Annotated in this window: 15 protein-coding genes and 1 pseudogene; 6 read left to right on the forward strand and 10 right to left on the reverse strand. The window is 42.5% G+C overall.

Annotation, left to right across the window (positions count from 1 at the left end; translation table 11 throughout):
* Window positions 1–147: 147 nt before the first annotated feature.
* Together MHI23_RS09295 and MHI23_RS09300 are read left to right on the forward strand one after the other, a co-directional pair.
* A complete protein-coding gene (locus MHI23_RS09295) occupies window positions 148–1,668 on the forward strand; it encodes an MDR family MFS transporter (RefSeq protein WP_342492457.1) in 1,521 nt (506 codons plus the stop codon).
* A gap of 117 nt (window positions 1,669–1,785) precedes the next feature.
* A protein-coding gene (locus MHI23_RS09300; RefSeq protein ID WP_149125941.1) for an IS3 family transposase occupies window positions 1,786–2,936 on the forward strand; the annotation gives its coding sequence in 2 pieces (ribosomal slippage) (window positions 1,786–2,059 and window positions 2,059–2,936; 1,152 coding nt in all).
* Window positions 2,937–2,995: 59 nt separating this feature from the next.
* Here MHI23_RS09300 and MHI23_RS09305 read toward each other — a convergent pair.
* From MHI23_RS09305 to MHI23_RS09325, 5 genes are all read right to left on the reverse strand, one after another.
* A complete protein-coding gene (locus tag MHI23_RS09305) occupies window positions 2,996–3,865 on the reverse strand; it encodes a class II fructose-bisphosphate aldolase (RefSeq protein ID WP_024427782.1) in 870 nt (289 codons plus the stop codon).
* A 2-nt stretch (window positions 3,866–3,867) separates the two neighbouring features.
* Entirely contained in the window at window positions 3,868–4,326 is a 459-nt protein-coding gene (locus MHI23_RS09310; RefSeq protein ID WP_024427781.1) for a fructose PTS transporter subunit IIA, read from the reverse strand.
* Window positions 4,327–4,341: 15 nt separating this feature from the next.
* Window positions 4,342–5,757, reverse strand: a complete 1,416-nt coding sequence (locus tag MHI23_RS09315) for a PTS fructose transporter subunit IIBC (protein ID WP_024427780.1) — start codon at window positions 5,755–5,757, stop codon at window positions 4,342–4,344.
* Window positions 5,758–5,770: 13 nt separating this feature from the next.
* Entirely contained in the window at window positions 5,771–6,685 is a 915-nt protein-coding gene (gene pfkB / locus MHI23_RS09320) for a 1-phosphofructokinase (RefSeq protein WP_024427779.1), read from the reverse strand.
* A gap of 130 nt (window positions 6,686–6,815) precedes the next feature.
* Window positions 6,816–7,592: a MurR/RpiR family transcriptional regulator gene (locus MHI23_RS09325; RefSeq protein ID WP_024425669.1), complete on the reverse strand. Its 777-nt coding sequence runs from the start codon at window positions 7,590–7,592 to the stop codon at window positions 6,816–6,818.
* A gap of 159 nt (window positions 7,593–7,751) precedes the next feature.
* On the opposite strand from MHI23_RS09325, the gene MHI23_RS09330 reads away from it, so the two are divergent.
* Window positions 7,752–9,158 carry a phospholipase D family protein gene (locus MHI23_RS09330; RefSeq protein ID WP_252050491.1) on the forward strand — a complete coding sequence of 469 codons (1,407 nt, stop codon included), beginning with the start codon at window positions 7,752–7,754 and terminating at the stop codon, window positions 9,156–9,158.
* A gap of 8 nt (window positions 9,159–9,166) precedes the next feature.
* Here the strand turns inward: MHI23_RS09330 and MHI23_RS09335 are convergent, their stop codons facing one another.
* The 3 genes and pseudogenes from MHI23_RS09335 to MHI23_RS09345 all read right to left on the reverse strand — a co-directional run bounded on the left by MHI23_RS09335 (window position 9,167) and on the right by MHI23_RS09345 (window position 10,792).
* Entirely contained in the window at window positions 9,167–9,652 is a 486-nt protein-coding gene (locus MHI23_RS09335; protein ID WP_135033250.1) for a DMT family transporter, read from the reverse strand.
* Between the two features lie 21 nt (window positions 9,653–9,673).
* Window positions 9,674–10,353 (reverse strand): annotated as a pseudogene (locus MHI23_RS09340) (cyclic nucleotide-binding domain-containing protein).
* A gap of 13 nt (window positions 10,354–10,366) precedes the next feature.
* On the reverse strand, window positions 10,367–10,792 hold the full coding sequence (locus MHI23_RS09345; RefSeq protein ID WP_024425673.1) for a DMT family transporter: 426 nt from the start codon (window positions 10,790–10,792) through the stop codon (window positions 10,367–10,369).
* Between the two features lie 211 nt (window positions 10,793–11,003).
* Here MHI23_RS09345 and MHI23_RS09350 point away from each other — a divergent pair, with 211 nt between their 5' ends.
* Complete coding sequence (locus MHI23_RS09350; RefSeq protein ID WP_342492458.1) at window positions 11,004–12,431, forward strand: aldehyde dehydrogenase family protein; 1,428 nt, start codon at window positions 11,004–11,006, stop codon at window positions 12,429–12,431.
* A 71-nt stretch (window positions 12,432–12,502) separates the two neighbouring features.
* Here MHI23_RS09350 and MHI23_RS09355 read toward each other — a convergent pair whose 3' ends face one another.
* Window positions 12,503–12,901 carry a DUF3221 domain-containing protein gene (locus tag MHI23_RS09355; protein ID WP_157834346.1) on the reverse strand — a complete coding sequence of 133 codons (399 nt, stop codon included), beginning with the start codon at window positions 12,899–12,901 and terminating at the stop codon, window positions 12,503–12,505.
* A 260-nt stretch (window positions 12,902–13,161) separates the two neighbouring features.
* Between MHI23_RS09355 and MHI23_RS09360 the strand changes: the two genes are divergently transcribed.
* Together MHI23_RS09360 and cysI are read left to right on the forward strand one after the other, a co-directional pair.
* On the forward strand, window positions 13,162–14,982 hold the full coding sequence (locus tag MHI23_RS09360) for an assimilatory sulfite reductase (NADPH) flavoprotein subunit (RefSeq protein ID WP_342492459.1): 1,821 nt from the start codon (window positions 13,162–13,164) through the stop codon (window positions 14,980–14,982).
* 33 nt (window positions 14,983–15,015) lie between these two features.
* On the forward strand, window positions 15,016–16,734 hold the full coding sequence (gene cysI, locus MHI23_RS09365) for an assimilatory sulfite reductase (NADPH) hemoprotein subunit (RefSeq protein WP_262089486.1): 1,719 nt from the start codon (window positions 15,016–15,018) through the stop codon (window positions 16,732–16,734).
* 28 nt (window positions 16,735–16,762) lie between these two features.
* Here the strand turns inward: cysI and MHI23_RS09370 are convergent, their stop codons facing one another.
* A complete protein-coding gene (locus MHI23_RS09370; protein ID WP_342492460.1) occupies window positions 16,763–18,697 on the reverse strand; it encodes an AMP-binding protein in 1,935 nt (644 codons plus the stop codon).

The following is an 18,697-nucleotide window of genomic DNA, read 5'->3' on the forward strand; positions in this document are numbered from 1 at the left end:
TGTCTTCAGCCTCGTTCTTTATTGACAACTTGTTCTCCTCCCTTTAAAATCAATTTATCTTGATCATCAAGATAAATGTTCTCTTACTTTATGGTTAAGTTGATCATAGCAAAAATAATGAGAGAACGTAAGCAGGAGGTAAATGAAATGAATCAGGTGGATAAAGGCAAGGCATCCACTCGCTTTGTTGTCATCGGTTTGCTGTTAGGGATTTTTATGGCAGCGATGGACAATACCATTGTTGCAACAGCAATGGGAAGCATCGTAGCAGATTTAGGCAGTTTTGATAAATTTGCTTGGGTGACGGCTTCTTATATGGTGGCAGTGATGGCGGGAATGCCTATTTACGGAAAGCTTTCTGATATGTATGGTCGAAAGCGTTTTTTTCTGTTTGGACTTATTTTCTTTTTAATTGGATCAGCGCTGTGCGGTATCGCACAAACGATGGATCAGCTCATTATTTACCGAGCCATTCAAGGGCTTGGGGGCGGTGCACTTCTTCCGATCGCATTTACGATTATCTTCGACATCTTCCCGCCTGAAAAGCGCGGAAAAATGTCTGGTATGTTTGGAGCAGTCTTTGGTTTATCAAGTGTACTCGGACCGCTTTTAGGTGCTATTATTACGGATTCGATCGGCTGGCATTGGGTTTTCTATATTAATGTGCCAATTGGTATTGTCAGTGTCTTCTTGATCGCCAGATACTATCAGGAATCGCTTGAACATCGTAAGCAGAAAATCGACTGGTCAGGTGCTATTACACTTGTCGTTGCGGTTGTCAGCTTAATGTTCGCGCTTGAGCTTGGCGGTAAATCTTATGCTTGGGATTCGCTGCAAATCCTCACACTTTTTGCTGTGTTTCTTGTGTTCGGTACGATTTTCTTTATTGTTGAGCGTAAGGCTGAGGAGCCGATTATCTCATTTTGGATGTTTAAAAATCGATTATTTTCAACATCTCAAATTTTGGCGTTTTTATATGGCGGGACATTTATTATTCTTGCTGTCTTTATTCCTATTTTCGTGCAGGCGGTGTACGGTGAATCTGCGACAAGTGCAGGGTTCATTTTAACACCGATGATGATTGGATCAGTCATTGGCAGTATGATTGGCGGAACGATGCAGACGAAAGTGCCTTTCAGACGTCTTATGACTATTTCTGTCATTTCATTTTTCGCTGGGATGCTGCTGCTTGCCAATATGTCACCAGATACAGCAAGACTGTGGCTCACACTCTTTATGATGATATCAGGCTTTGGCGTCGGGTTCAGCTTCTCCCTTCTGCCGTCAGCTTCAATGAATGATCTTGAGCCGCGTTACCGAGGCAGTGCAAACTCGACCAATTCATTTATGAGATCACTTGGAATGACGCTCGGTGTAACAATTTTCGGAACGATTCAAACCAATGTGCTGGCAAATCGTTTAGCTGATGCCTTTAGCGGAATGAAAGGAGCCCCTTCTCAAATAAGCGATCCACAGGCTATTTTCCAAGAAGGTGCCCGCTCACAAATTCCGACTGATATTTTAAATAAAGTCATCGATGCGATGTCACAAAGTATTACGTACGTATTTTTGCTTGCATTATTCCCGATTGCACTTGCGGCGATTACGGTCGTATTTATGGGAAATGCACGGGTACGCACATCTAATGAAATGAAAGAAAACGAATAATGTGAAAAAGCAGAGCGATAGCGGGACTGACCCCATAAGATGAGACAAATAAAAAACACCTTCAAGTTTGAAAACGGATCGTTGTGATCCGAAATAAAACATGGAGGTGTTTTTTCTATGGGGACAAGAGTGAGTTATCCGGTTGAAGTCAAACAGAAGGCTGTAGAAATGAGATTGGCAGGCGTATCAATGAAAGAGATTTTGCGGGAATTGAATATCAAAAATAAAACGCAGGTTCAGACATGGGTGAGGTGGCATAAGGCTGGGGATACACACCGGTTCGAACAGCCTGTTGGAAAACAATATACCCATAGAAAGGGTCCCGAGTACTCTTCCGAATTAGAGAGACTGCAGGCAGAAAATCGCTATCTGAGTCAACAGAATGAAGTTTTAAAAAAGTACAACGAATTGGAAAGGAAGTTGATAAGGAAACGTCAATCAAACTGGTAGAAGAATTGTGCAAAACAATGACAGTACAGGACATCTGTGTCCATTTAGGCGTCTCACGCGCTTCGTACTATAGATGGAAAAAGAATCTGAATCAGAATCATTCTAAAAGACAACTAGAGAAACAAATCGGCACGTTGTGCCGAGAGCACAAGTATCGATATGGATACCGAAAAATCACAGCCTTACTAAAAGTGAGAATGCTTATTAACCATAAAACTGTTCAACGTATCATGCAGAAAAACCAGTGGCAGTGCCGGGTTAAAATGAAAAAGCGTAAGAAAAATGGGCAGCCCTATGCTGTGGCTGGTAATATACTGGATCGGAACTTTCAGTCTGATCGCCCTCTTGAAAAACTAGTAACGGACATCACGTATTTGCCTTATGGACAGAAACAATTGTACCTTTCCAGTATATTGGATTTATATAATGGAGAAGTGATTGCGTTTACGATTGGTGATAAGCAGGACACAGACTTTATTTTAAACACACTTGATCAGCTCCCAGCACTGCCTGAAAACTGTGTGTTACATAGCGACCAAGGTTCTGTGTATACATCTTACGAGTATCAGAAAGCTGTTCATATAAAAGGCATTACCATGAGCATGTCCCGTAAAGGGACGCCCGCTGATAATGCCTCCATCGAATCGTTTCATTCCTCGCTAAAGTCTGAAACGTTCTATCTTAACAGCATTGATCGAACTACGACCACCATCGTAGAACGCACTGTCAAAGAATACATTTATTATTATAACAACATTCGTATTCAAACAAAACTAAACAACCAATCACCGATCAACTATCGGCAATTGGCTGTATAAAGGTGTTTTGATCCCTGTCTCAAAAACGGGGGTCAGTCCCTAGCGGCTCTGCTTTTTTTTTATTGATATAACGGATGGGCTTTGCCCTCACTGCCAACGATTCGTATTTTCGATTGGACCATGTCTTTCGCTGCTTGTTTTGCTTTTTGTAAATACATACGCGGATCTAAGCTTTCAGGTTCGTTTGAGAAATGATCACGTATCGCTTCGGAATATGCATTTTTCAGTTCAGTTGAGACATTCACCTTTGCCATACCAAGTGCAACGCATCGCTTGACGTCCTCATCTGGTACAGCGGAACCACCGTGCAGGACAAGTGGTACATCGACCAGCGCAGCAATTTGTTCAATGCGGTCAAAGTCAATATCCGGCACCCCTTTATAAATGCCATGGGCAGTACCAATCGCAGGCGCTAAAGTAGGCACCCCAGTTTCTTCTACAAATTGGCGGCATTCTGATGGAACGGCTTTTTCAGCATCCTTTTCGTCAACGACGATATCATCTTCTACACCGCCTACCTTGCCTAGCTCTGCTTCGACATTTACACCGACTTTTAAGGCAAGATCCACGACTTCTTTTGTGCGGCGTACATTTTCTTCATATGAGTGCATAGATGCATCGATCATAACGGATGTATATCCAGCCCTGATACAGGTGAGAATCACATCAAAGTCTGTGCAGTGATCCAGGTGAAGACCGATTGGGATTTGATATTGATCAGCCGCCGCCTTCACTGTATCTGCAATTGCTTTTGCTCCAAGAGATTGAACCGTTCCAACCGTTGTTTGCAAAATCACAGGTGACTTTAATTCTGCAGCAGTTTCGAGCACCCAATAGATACTGTCAAAGGAGTGTACATTGAATGCCACAATTCCGTATTTTTCTTTTTTCGCAGCCTCAAGCATTGGTGTTGTTGAAAGTAAAGGCATGATCAAACATCCTCTCTAGTTAAAATATCCGTTTCTAATACAGCAAGCATGTCTTCATTTGTTCTTGTTTCCAGCAGTTTTTGACGTTTCGTTTCATCCATTAAGCCTCGTGAAAGGGCTGAAAGAGCTTTTAAATGAGTCGTCCCTGCTTCACTTTTAGGGATCAGTAAGGATAAGAAGAAAAAGCAAGGCTTCCCATCAAAAGCGTCCCATTCAATACCTGTTTCCGTGCGGACGATCACAAGTGCTGGTTTCGTGATGGCTTCTGTTTGAGTATGCGGAATGGCAAATCCATCTTGAAATCCGGTTGTACTCAGTGCTTCCCTTTCCGCTAACCCTTTTTTGACATCCTCTGGTGAGGTGCAAATACCTGCTTTGTAGGCAATGTCAGCAATGGCTGCGAACACGCCAGCCTGTGAAGAAGCTGTTTCGTGAAGATTCATATAGATATGTTCCATCATTTCTCCTCCTCCGTTTTAAACTGCGGGGTTGTCTATTTTTTTACGGTAAAGTCCGTAGAGAATCGCACCTACGAGTGAGCCGATTAGTATGGAAAGCACCCATTGGAATGCACCTGTGACGACTGGAAGAACAAGGAATCCACCATGCGGAGCTGGAACCTGTACGCCAAAGAGATACGTCAATATAGCAGAGATGGCGGAACCAAACATGATAATTGGCAGGACAACGACCGGGTTTTTGGCCGCAAATGGGATGGCTCCTTCTGTAATATGTGTCGCTCCTAGAATATAGTTGATTGCCCCTGCATTTCGTTCTTGTGGCGTGAAATGTTTTCGGAAAATCGTTGTGGCAATCGCAATGATAAGCGGCGGTGTGATACATGCTGCTGACACACCTGCCATGAAGTAAAGGTTACCTTCTGCAAGTAAAGCCGTTCCTGTGACATAGGCTGCTTTGTTAAAGGGTCCGCCCATATCAAATCCACACATTGCTCCAACAATTAAGCCTAAAAGCAGCGGATTAGTGGATTGTACAGATGAAAGAAAGTCCATTAAGGAATTATTTAGCCCTGTAATTGGAACTAACAACGGGGTCATGACAGCCCCAATTAAGAAAATACCGATGACAGGATAGATGAAAATTGATTTTAATCCATCAAGTGATGCTGGTAATTTTTGAAGCAAGAATTGAAGCAATAAAATGATATATCCTGCTGCAAAACCTGCGATAATACCGCCTAAGAATCCAGCACCTCCATCATTTGCAAGGAGACCCCCTATAAATCCGACGACCATCCCCGGGCGTCTAGCGATCGAATCAGCGATAAATGCTGCTAAAATTGGTACCATTAAGCTGAAGCCAAGTCCGCCAATGCTTTTCAAATAGGCAGCAAATGGATGATACGTTTCGTGCTTAGGATCAGCAGAGTAGATACCAAATAAGAAAGAAAGGGCAATTAAGACACCGCCTCCAACAACAAATGGCAGCATGTGTGATACACCGTTCATTAAGTGCTTATAAATAGTGTGTATCCATTTATTTGCCGACTTTTGTTGAGAGGATGAAGGAGCAGATGGTTTCTCTGTTCCAGAAGCTCTTCCTTTCACTTGATGAACGGGAGCATCTCCATTTATAATGCTCTGAATCAGCTCAGTAGGTGTGCGAATGCCTTTGGCTACAGGCACTTCAATGAGTGGTTTACCGTGAAAACGATCTGTATGCACATCTTTATCGGCTGCCACGATGACCCCATCTGCTTCCATAATGTCTTGATCAGTTAAAGCGTTTTCAATTCCTACTTGACCATGCGTTTCGACTTTAATGTCGACCCCTAGCTGCTCAGCAGCGATTTTTAATGCTTCAGCTGCCATAAATGTGTGTGCAATACCTGTTGGACAGCCGGTTGCAGCGACAATTTTTTTACGGCTCATGTGTTATTCCCCCTTATATCTTCTGAATGTGTACTTGCTCAATCAATGAATCAATATCATGTAAATCACTTAAGCCTTTTGAAAACGCAGTGGATGCTCCCGTTGCAATGCCGTAGCGTAAGCATTCTTCAGGCGAATGTCCTTCAAGATGTTTACTAAGAAAAGCTGCGAGCATTGCATCTCCAGAACAAGCTGTGTTTACGACAGTGCCTGTTGGTGCGTTTCCTTTAAACACTGCGTCCTTCGTAATGAATAAAGCCCCTTCTCCCCCGCGGGAAATAAGCACTTGCTCTGCACCCATCTCAATGAGTTTCTCTCCTGATTGAATGAGTTCTTTTTCTGACAAAGGATGTGTTTTACCGAAAAAAGCAGCAATTTCTTCTTCATTCGGTTTTAGTAAATACGGCTTGTATTGAAGCGTCTCAAGAACTGCTGCTGAGCTTGTGTCTAAAATGAACTTGACCTTCTGTTGATGACAAATAGCTGCTACTTCTGAAAAAATGCTGGCAGGAACGCCTTTTGGCAGACTGCCTGACATGATAAGGATGCCTCCCTGCGGGATAGCCGCAATTTTCTCACGAAAGGCGTGAAGCGCTTTTTCTTCAATCGCTGGGCCTTGATTCACGAGCTTGTATTCTTCTGTCGTATTAATAAAAACATTAATGCGTGTAATGCCTTCAACCGAGATAAAATCGGTCTGAATGGAGAGATCCTTTAAAGATTGTTCAATATAAGAGCCTGAAAACCCAGCAATAAATCCTAGTGCAGTGCTGGTGAAGCCATATTTCTTTAGCATAATTGACACGTTCACGCCTTTTCCATTCGGCTGATAATCTTCATCTTCTGTGCGATTGACTGCATTTGCCCGCATTTCTTTTAATGCAATATATAGGTCAATAGCAGGATTTAAGGTGCAGGTATAAATCAATTGGTTTCACCTTCTTTCTTTTCTCTAAAGAAAGTATCTCATACGATTCAGTGAAAATGTTTTCAGAATGTGTAAAGGTTTTCATGAGAAAAAGCCTTCCAGATCAAAGTCTCGAAGGCTTTCTTATTGGTTATTTCATTCGGATCACATAGGCATCGAGTAAAATGCGGGCAATGACATGAAGAGACAGGCGGGATCTGACTTCATAATCTGGGAAGAAAGATTGTTCCCCTTTATATCCGACTAGTGTCATATCTGATATTTTGCTTAATGTAGAATCTATTCTTGTCGTCACCGTAATGGTTGTGACTTGCTTCATACTGAGGTTTTGACACGCTTCAACAAGCTCAGCTGTTTCGCCATTTAATGAAACAAAGATGGCAAGCTCGCTTTTTTCAATGTCTCGCGATTTCAGCCGAATGATATTCGGATCGTCGTGTACTTCACATGTTTTCCCGATGAGCTGTAATTTGATGGTCATCTCTTTGGCAATCATCTCTGAGAAGCCTCTGCCGAAAATATAAATTTTGTCTGCATTATGTATTTTTTGAACGGCATCTTCAATTTGTCCAATACTTTGCAGCTGTATCGTTTTTAAAACCTCTTCTTCATTTTTCCGAATTGCTAGTTTGATGTCTTCATCAATATTTTTGAGCTGGTCGCTTGCATCTGTCATTTTCTTTTCTTGTTTCAATCGATATTTAAAGGATGTATAGCCGTTATAGCCAATTTTTTTCATCAGTCTGACAATCGTGGCCGTTGATACATTGGCTCTTTCGCTTAAAGTGACAATGGATAAGGTGGAGATATCCTCTAAATGCTGGTGAATATAATTGAGTAAATATCGTTCTGTTTCACTTAACGTTTGATATACATCACTTGGGATGTTAAATAATGATTCATTCAAATCGATTCCCCCTTATTCATTTCATACTATAATTAAATGCCCAATAAAAACAAGATGATTCTTTTGTCATGTATTTAGATGAAAGGCGAAAATGAGTGAAATTTTATTTTTGACATAAACTAAAGAAAAGTTGTGTCTATGTGAAAGGAGCTGATCCGTATGCTTCATCTTTTGTTTTATCTGATCCTTCTCTATGTCGTTTATGTCTTTTTGACCGCATTTGTTTTGTTTTATTTACCGATCCAAAAAACATGCAAAGAACATTGTATCTATAAAGCCTCTTCGATCTCAGGAGACGATCAGGGCACAAATCAAGTGATGCTTCTTGACGATGGATTTGTGTCCGGTCAGGCCAGAATCCAAATGATTCGTGAGGCAAAGAGGATGATCCGCCTAAGTTATTATTCCATTCAAAAGGGAAAAACAGCCGAATGGGTACTAGGTGCTTTAATTGAAGCTGCTGATCGAGGGGTGAAAGTTCAGCTGCTTTTAGACGGCATCTGCCACAGTTTGCGTGGACCGCTAAAAGATTTACGATATGCCGTGGCAAATCACCCGAACATGGCCATTCGTTTTTATGAGCCTTTTCGGTTATTTAAGCCATGGACGTGGCATAACCGCCTTCATGATAAGCTGCTGCTGGCAGATGGCCGAGTGGCTGTGATGGGCGGAAGAAATATCGGTGATAAATACTTTGCAGATCAGCCGCCGAAAGACTTTGCATTTGACCGCGATGTGCTGCTTTATAACGACAAAAAAGGAAAAGTATTAGATGAAATGGAGCAATACTTCGTTTATTTATGGAATCATGACTTTACGAAAAGAACAAAAGCTGTGTTCTCTAAACAAAAAGCAAAGAAAGGCTTAAAACTAAGAAAGAAACTGCTTAGATCCTATCAGGAGGCAGTGCATGCGAAAGAACCTTTTGTGATGTCGTCCTTTAATTGGGCAGCAGATGGCACCTCAGTAAAGCAGATTGCATTTTTTACAAATCCTGTGGAGCGCTTCAATAAGCGTCCTCTTGTGCTCAAAAAACTAAACGATCTAGCTCATCGGGCAAAGCGTTCTGTGCTCATACAGACGCCTTATGTCATCCCCACACGACCCATGAAAGACGGCCTCACTCCCTTAGGCAGCGGGATTCAAACGACAGTTGTCACGAATTCTCTTACAGCGACGCCAAATCCGTTAGCTTTTGCAGGTTACTTAAGCACGAAAAAGGAACTGATGAAAACAGGCGTTCATTTGTACGAATATGAAGGTCCGTATTCCATTCATGCGAAATCAATGGTCATTGATGATTATTTAAGTATTATTGGCACATATAATTTAGATGCGAGGTCTAGTTTTTTAAATACAGAGTCAATTTTGGTCATTGATAGTGCCCCTTTTGCGCTATCACTTACTCAGGCAATAGAACGTAAAATCGCCTATAGTATACTTGTCGCGAAGGACAAAGCAGCCTATAAAGCGGAGTCCTATGGGCAGAAAAAAAAGCCTTTGATGAAAAGGCTCCTTTTAAATGGTTTATCCGCGATAACTGTTCTATGGCGGCGGTTGATCTAAAGGGCAGCTTACTCTTGTGGCAGCCCTTTTTCTTCTGATTGATCCTCTTCTGCTGACTCCAATTTGGTCAATTTAAACACCAGGATCCCCGCAACAATCACAATGACACCTAATAGTTTTGCGGGAGAAAATTCCACTTTTTCTAACCCAAGCCAGCCAAGCGAATCGAACAAAAGCGCGGAGCCGAGCTGTGAAATCAGGACAATCGAGATTCCATAAGTCGGACCGAGACGTTTGATGCTTTGAACGAGGCAGATGACCACCCCTACTCCAATGGCTCCGCTAATCCAGTACCACGCTTCCATATGTCTTAATTGAAACATGCCGGTTCCTTCTACCAAAAGACCCATCAAAAGTGAAGCAATAAAGCCCATACCTAGAACGAGAGTGGTCGTTGACCAAGAGCCTGTCTGCTCATTGACCTTACTGTTAAAAATGGTTTGTAAGCTGACGAGTGCGCCAGCCGTGATGGCTAATCCTATTCCTATGATCATGTCTGAATCCCTTCATTTCTTCTATTCATAAATGTTTCGCTCCGCTATTTCTAAGAGTCCTTCCCGGTCAAGAATCGTAATCTTCCCTCTTCGCCTCTCTATCAGCCCTTTTTCACAAAATTGCTGAATCACCCGGTTAATATGACGGTAGCTTGTACCAATTAAGCTCGCCGCATCAGTAAGACGCAGTGCGCTCGCGCTGTTATCCCCTGTTAACACAGACAATAAGTAGCTTGCGAGTCTGACCTCTACAGGGTATAAAAGGTGGAAGCTCAAATCGTTTGATTTCGTATAAAATTTGTTTGTGATGCCCTTTAGTAAAAAGGTTAACACGCGGGAGTCATCCTTCGCATGGCGCATGAGCGCTTGATGAGAAATCCTTAGCATATGTACTTCTGTGACAGCCTCCACTGTATTGACCATATCAGTCTGCTGAACGTATTCAATATCTCCAATCGCTTCAAGAGGATGTTTAAAACAAAGAATGAAGGTCTTTCCTTCTTTTGTGGTGGTGAAAATCTTTAATTTTCCTTTTACTAACAAGTACAGTGCTCCCTCTGATCTCCCTTTGAACAAATCAGCTCACCTTGCTCATAGCGCCATAAGCTGACGTGTGATATGAGTTTCTGATGAAAGACGTTTTCTAATTCATGTGCCTTGAGATAAGAGGAAAATAGAGATTCATCATGAAGCTCCTCCATCTGACGCCCTCCTTTATAGCTTTAAAATGATTACGCCTGCGATCATCAATAGAATTCCTGCATAATGCTGCCATTTCATTTTCTTCTTCTGTACACCAAACCATCCTTTTGCATCGATTGCAAAGGTGAAAGCAAGCTGAGCAATGAGTAAAGCAGCGATGGTCAGTGTGACACCGATCATTTGAATCGCAGTCACTTCATTGAAAATAATAATGGCTGCAAATGCACCGCCTACTAAATAAAGCGGCTGCACCTTTTGATATTCCCTGAAGTGTCCGTCACGTACGATCAGTAAAATGATCAGTGCGATCATAAAGCCGGTCAGCTGCGTGATGGTTGCCGCCTGCCATGTCCCGATATCCTGGCTGATCCTTGCGTTTGCTACGCCTTGCAGTGTAATACAAGCGCCTCCTAATAAAGCGAAAATAACACCTTTCATTCGTTCAAATGCTCCTTCTTTTTCAGTCTAGTTCCATTAAAAGATAGATGCCCTGATGTTGAAAAGGACATATGTCCCACTTTGCGTATTATATCAGAAACTTTTTCTTTTACAGTTGCATCGTTTTAGATTTTTCACAGTGGGTACAGTTTTATATCACCTGAAAACAGAATATTGAATGGAATCACATATAAAAAGGAGACATGTCAGAATGAGAAATCAAGAGAAACATTTTATTAACGGAGAATGGATCGCATCAACAGGAAACGAAACGACGGAAGTCATCAATCCTGCTACAGAGGAAGTCATTGGCACCATTAGTTTAGGTACAAAAGAAGATTTAGATAAGGCAGTCAAAGCTGCTCGTGCCGCCTTTCCTTCTTTCTCAAAAACATCTCGAAATGAACGCGTAAAGATGCTGGAAAACATTGTGCGCGGCTACGAAAAGCGTAAGGATGAACTAATTGAAGTCATGACACAAGAGCTCGGTGCACCGCTGAAAGTATCGGAAGAGGTTCATTACAAAATGGGACATGAACATTTTTCTAAAGCAGCGGAAGCACTTAAATCGTATACATTTACTGAGGACCGCGGCGGACACACTATTATAAAAGAAGCGATTGGTGTCAGCGGATTGATTACACCTTGGAATTTCCCAACAAATCAAACATCACTTAAAATCGCGGGTGCCATTGCAGCAGGCTCACCAGTTGTCTTAAAGCCTGCGGAAATTACACCTTTTGCCGCAATGATTCTTGCAGACATCATTGATGAAGCTGGCGTACCGAAAGGCGTCTTCAACCTAGTTAACGGAACTGGTGATGTCATTGGTGACGGCATTAGCTCACACCCTGATATTGACTTTGTTTCATTTACGGGATCAGGTGCTGTCGGTTCTAAAATAATGGAAAATGCTGCAGACAATATTAAGAAAGTGGCTCTTGAGCTCGGCGGGAAATCCCCTCTTATCATCTTAGATGATGCAGATGTGGATGAGGCAGCCGAAACAGCCGTTCATCATATTGCGATGAATACAGGTCAAGTATGTTCCGCAGCTACACGTGTGCTGATTCCTGAATCAATGAAAGACGCATTTGAAAAAGCGCTGCTGAATGCTCTGCCGAAGTTTACAGTTGGTGATCCGCGAGAAGATCACGCCACTGGTCCGCTTGTCTCCAAAAAGCAATGGGATACCGTGCAGTCTTATATTGAAAAAGGAATTGAAGAAGGTGCTCACCTGCTTGCTGGGGGAACTGGTAAGCCGGACGGACTAGACAAAGGATATTTCGCCAAGCATACTATTTTCACAAATGTGAAAAATGATATGACCATTGCGCAAGAGGAAATATTCGGACCCGTCATGAGTGTGATCACATATCAAGACTTGGATCATGCCCTTGAGATTGCCAATGATACAGTATACGGCCTTGCTGGCTATGCGGTTGGAAAAGATGAAAAAACATTAAAATATGTAGCTGAACATATTCGTGCCGGTCAAATTACCATTAACAATGCCGAAACAGATTACTTTGCCCCGTTTGGCGGCTTTAAGCAATCTGGTATCGGAAGAGAATGGGGAGACTTTGGGATCGAGGAATATTTAGAAGTGAAAGCTGTGATGGGACTTCCAACAGCATAATTTGAAAAAAGGAGAAAAACTCTAAAGTTTTTCTCCTTTTTTATGATAGAAAGAATCTGCCCCCCTGCTCCCTACTTATCCATCATGATTTTATATTTTTCGACCGTTGCTTTAGGAGGAAACGATTCTTGTAACTCATCAAACCAAACCTCAATCGTTTGACCCTGTGACAGCTCTTTAGAATCTACTTTTGTTAAATCCATAACGATAAGATCATTTTTATACTTTTCAATAAGAAGATGAGTTTTCAATGAATCATCGCTTTTTAATGGCGTTTTATTGTTTATAAGAAGTAAATTCGTCTCCCCTTTTCTTAGCAGGATGCCTTTTTTTGAAAAAGGTGCTGTTGTTTTATTCTGATTGTATGAATCTTTTATATTGTCCTTTGGAGAATTGCACGCTACTAATAAAATGAGAAAAATCAAGATGACAAGCCGAAAACATTTTATATTTTTAAACTTTATCTGCATCAACTTTCATACACCCCTTTTCAATCCCTTACGATCGTCTCTTCATTCAAAACGGCCCATTTTTCTTAAGGTTCTTTATACAGTTAAGCGATTGACCTTCAAGTTCTGTCACTTTGCAAAGGTATTAGAAATCTTAATCATGACAATCAATATTATATATTTTACTTAATGGCAAACTTTCGGTAAAGTTCAAATTGAACCTATATATATAATTCCTATCGAATTAATCTATGTTTATATTCCTTGTGAGGTGGATATCGTTGCAACTTCATGTATTGAACAGTCCGTTTAGTCAGGAGCAGGCAGAACTGCTTAATCAGCTGTTTCCGACTTTAACAGATCAGCAAAAAATTTGGCTTACCGGTTATTTATCAGCACAGGCAGCTTTAGCCGGATCAGAAAATACTGCCCTAGCCCCTTCTCTTTCTGCCGCAGCACCAGCGCAGCCTATCAGCAAAGATGTGACCGTCCTTTATGGCTCACAAACAGGCAATTCTGAAGGGTTAGCAAAAAAGACAGCTCAGCATCTTGAAGAGAAAGGTTTTCAAGTGACGCTCTCTTCTATGTCAGATTTTAAACCAAATAGTCTGAAAAAAATAAACAATTTACTGATTATCGTCAGCACACATGGCGAGGGAGATCCGCCTGATAATGCCCTTTCTTTCCATGAATATGTTCACGGCAGACGTGCACCAAAGCTCGATCATTTAAGCTTTTCTGTCCTATCACTTGGTGACAGCTCTTACGAATTCTTCTGTCAAACAGGTAAAGAATTTGATGAGCGCTTAAAAGAGCTTGGCGGAACGCGTCTTTTCGATCGAGTGGACTGTGATCTTGATTATGATGAGCCGTTTTCTGAATGGCTTCAAGGGGTGGCATCATCACTTAGCGAAGGCGGAGCTGCAGCAGCCCCGCAGGAATCAGCTGAAGCAAACACTCAAACGGCTGCATCTGAATACTCAAGAACAAATCCTTTTTATGCTGAAGTGCTTGAAAATATCAATCTAAATGGCCGCGGTTCTAACAAAGAAACCCGTCATTTGGAGCTTTCTCTTGAAGGATCAGGACTTGTTTATGAGCCGGGTGACAGCCTTGGTATTTATCCAACAAATGATCCTGCGCTTGTTGATGAATTGATCACAACATGCGGATGGAATGCAGAGGAAGCCGTAACCGTTCATAAAAACGGCGACACGCTTCCTTTAAAAGAAGCACTTACCTCTCATTTTGAGATTACCGTATTGACAAAACCTCTTCTTCAAAAGATGGCGTCCTTTACAAAAAGCGAAGCCTTGCAGGCCCTTTTAGAAGAAGGAAACGAAGAAAAGTTAAAAGCATATATAGCAGGAAGAGATTTAGTAGATGCTGCTCGTGATTTCGGTCCTTTTGAAGGAACAGCGGCAGACTTCACTGCCATTTTAAGAAAAATTCCGGCTCGCCTTTATTCCATTGCAAGCAGCCTGAAAGCAAATGAAGAAGAAGTTCATTTGACGATCGGTGCTGTGAGATATGATGCTCACGGAAGAGAACGTCAAGGTGTCTGCTCAATCTTATGTGCGGAGCGCTTAGAGCCAGGTGATAAGCTGCCTGTTTATATCCAGCACAATCAAAACTTTAAGCTTCCTGAAAACCCTGAAGCACCGATCATTATGGTAGGACCAGGCACAGGCATCGCCCCTTTCCGTTCCTTTATGCAGGAGCGCGAGGAAGTCGGTGCAGACGGAAAGTCATGGTTGTTCTTCGGTGATCAGCACTTTGTGACGGATTTCTTATATCAAACCGAATGGCAAAAGTGGTTAAAAGATGGTGTGTTAACGAAAATGGATGTGGCTTTTTCAAGAGATTCAGAGGAAAAAGTATATGTCCAGCACCAAATGAAGAAACAAAGTAAAGAATTATTCGAATGGCTGGAGCAAGGTGCCTATGTATATGTATGCGGAGATGAAAAACATATGGCGCATGATGTTCATAATACCCTTCTATCAATCATCCAAGAAGAAGGTGCGATGAGCAAAGAGAAAGCAGAAAGCTATCTAGCCAACTTGCAGCAGCAAAAACGCTATCAGCGTGACGTATATTGATTGAATGCTTGAAAGAAAGGAGCTTTTACTTACATGGTGAAGACAGCATTAACAGCGCCGGATGGACCTCCGAGCGACGTAGAGGAAATCAAAGAAAAAAGTGATTATTTACGGGGTACTTTAAAAGAAGTGATGCTTGATCCGATTTCAGCGGGTATTCCTGATGATGATAACCGTCTGATGAAGCATCACGGCAGTTATTTACAGGATGATCGTGACCTGAGAAATGAACGGCAAAAACAAAAGCTTGAGCCTGCCTATCAATTTATGCTGCGCGTCCGCCTGCCTGGTGGAATCGCTACATCCAAACAGTGGCTTGTGATGGATGAGCTTGCTCATAAATATGGAAACGGTACGTTAAAACTGACAACTCGTGAAACCTTTCAGCTTCACGGTATTTTAAAATGGAACATGAAAAAGACCATTCAAGACATTCATTCCACTATGCTTGATACGATCGCTGCTTGCGGCGATGTGAACCGTAATGTCATGTGTACATCAAACCCCTATCAATCAGAAGTGCACCATGATGTATACGAGCTTGCCAAAAAATTAAGTGATGACCTGCTTCCGCAAACAAGAGCGTATCATGAAATTTGGCTTGATGAGGAAAAGGTAGCAGCAACGCCTGATACAGAGGTTGAGCCGATGTATGGTCCACTTTATTTGCCAAGAAAATTCAAGATTGGTGTGGCGGTCCCTCCTGCTAACGATATTGATGTTTTTTCGCAGGATTTAGGCTTCATTGCGATTATTGAAAATGATCAATTAGTCGGTTTTAATGTCGCGATTGGTGGTGGAATGGGCATGACTCATGGTGATACAGCGACCTATCCTCAGCTTGCAAAAGTAATTGGCTTTTGTACACCGGAACAAGTTGTAGAGATTGCCAAACAAGTGATCACCATCCAGCGGGACTACGGAAACCGTTCGGTGAGAAAAAATGCCCGCTTTAAATATACAGTGGACCGCCTCGGTCTTGAGAATGTAAAAGAAGAGCTTGAGCGCCGCCTTGGATTTACCCTATTAGACGCAAGAGATTATCACTTCGATCATAACGGTGACCGCTATGGCTGGGTAAAAGGCATTAATGGCAGATGGCATTATACGATGTTTGTAGAAGGCGGACGTATCACGGATTACGATGATTATCCGCTGATGACAGGCATTCGTGAAATCGCAAAGATTCATACAGGTGACTTCCGCTTAACAGCGAATCAAAATTTGATCATTGGAAACGTCACATCTCATAAAAAGAAACAAATCGAGCAGCTCATTCAGGAGTTTGGTTTGTCAGATGGACAGCAGCACTCTGCACTGCGCCGCAGTTCAATGGCCTGTGTTGCTCTTCCGACATGCGGCTTAGCGATGGCAGAGGCAGAACGCTACCTCCCGCGCTTAATTGACAAAATTGAAGAGATTGTCGAAGAAAATGGCTTAAGTGATAAAGAAATCACGATTCGTATGACTGGATGTCCAAATGGATGCGCCCGTCATGCGCTTGGTGAAATTGGCTTTATCGGGAAATCACCTGGTAAATACAACATGTATCTTGGCGCTGCGTTTGATGGCAGCAGATTAAGTAAACTGTACCGAGAAAATGTAGGAGAAGAAGACATTTTAAACGAGCTTGGCTCGCTTCTCCCCCGCTATGCAAAAGAACGCAATGAGCATGAACATTTCGGTGATTTTGTGATTCGGGCAGGTATTGTAAAAGAAACAACAGATGGCACGAATTTTCATGTGCAATAAAAAGACAGGACGCTCTCCTGTCTTTTTTTTATGGACTTTGTTTTCTTTTCAAGTATTCGCAAATGCTGTTATGCACATCAGGATTATCTAGAGACGAAAGATCTGGTGAAGGCTGCTGTTCATAAGCTCCTTTTAATAAACGCCGGACGATTTTTCCGTTTCTAGTTTTCGGTAAAGCTGAAATGAGATGAATTTCCTTTGGTGTGAGCGCTTTTCCCGCATATGAACCAACATGTATTTTGAGCTCTTGAATGAGTGCTGCTTCTTCAAAAGTCTGTGAACTGGCCACAATGAAACAAACTAGTGCTTCTCCCTTCACCTCATCCTTTACTCCAATCACAGCAGCCTCATGTACGGCTGGATGCCCGACAAGAATGGATTCAATTTCAGCTGGACCAATGCGTTTACCTGCTGTATTAATGACATCATCCGATCTGCCCGTGATATGGAATGAGCCATCCTCTGATTGCATCACCCAATCACCGTGCGTCCACACCCCATCAAATCGTTTAAAATAGGTGTCTTCATATCGCTCCGGATCTTTCCAAAACCCACATGTCATGCCGACCCACGGCTTTTTCACAACAAGCTCCCCTACCTCATTCAGAACGCTCTCTCCTGCCTCATTATACACATCTGCCGCCATTCCTAAGATTGCCGCATTAAAAAGGATCGGTTTGATTGGACGAAGCAGCGTACTTCCTACAATACCGCCAGAAACCTCTGTTCCCCCTGAGTAATTTAAGATTGGAATGTGCTTTTGACCAATGGTGTCAAAAAGCCATTGCCATGGTGCTTCATTCCACGGTTCACCTGTAGATATGATGGCTTTCACATGCGGCAGCTCAATGTCTGAAAGGTTTTGCTGCATCGCAGATCGAACAAAAGTAGGTGAAAGTCCAAAATGGGTGACTTTTTGCTCGTGGATGAATGACCAAAGGTGCTGTTCATCTGGATAATCGGGGGCGCCGTCATATAAAACAATTGCAGCTCCATTGATCAAGCCGCCAAAGACGAGAAAGGGCCCCATCATCCATCCCATGTCTGTGAGCCAAAACAAACGATCTCCTTTTGCAACGTCCATACAAAGACCGGCATCAAAAGCCGCTTTTACAGGAAAGCCTGCGTGTGTATGAACAGCCCCTTTTGGTGTACCGGTTGTTCCAGACGTGTATAAGATCATAAGTGGATCTTCATTTGAAAGATAAGTCGTTTTACTCAGTGGTTCCTCTTTTAACAAATCGTTTAGCTGAATATCCTCTTTATATCCAGTAGAAGAGGAAGCATGTACAATGACTGTTTGGACAGTCTTGGTTTTGTCGATCGCTTTTGCCGCACATTCACGCATGTTGATCGTCTTTCCCCGGCGCGTCACGCTTGAGCCTGTGACGACAATGGTTGCACCTGATGCACGAATACGTACGGCAAGAGGCTCGCTTCCATAGCCAGAAAAAACCGGGCTAAAGATGACACCAATCTTTGCAAAGGCAAGCATGACAGCAGCCGTTTCCGGAAGCATCGGCATATAAATGACCGCTACATCCCCTTTTTGTATTCCCTTCTTCAAAAAACCAGCAGCGAGACGATTGACCTTTTCTTGAAGTTCGAGGAACGACCATCTTCTCTCTTCTCCCGCTTCATTTCTCCACATCACAGCTGGTTGATGCTGGGTTTCTTCATTCTCTGCCCATTTGTCAACAGCCGTTTCGACCACGTTGAGCCGGCCGCCTTTATACCAATTGGGCCACATGAATGAATCTTGGCCTAATGCGGCTTCATACCGCTTCTTCCACACGATGCCAACCGCCTTTTCGGCTTCTCTCCAAAACCAATCGGTCCGCTCGATACTAGCTTGATAGAACGCATCATAAGTAGAAAAACCAAGTGAATGCATCCATTTGTAAAGGCGTGTTTGTTTCATCATCTGTTCTTCGGGTATCCACGCTGGTTTTAGGTTCATCAT

This window comes from Bacillus sp. FSL M7-0003 (assembly GCF_038628485.1).
Classification (GTDB): Bacteria; Bacillota; Bacilli; order Bacillales; family Bacillaceae; genus Bacillus; species Bacillus safensis.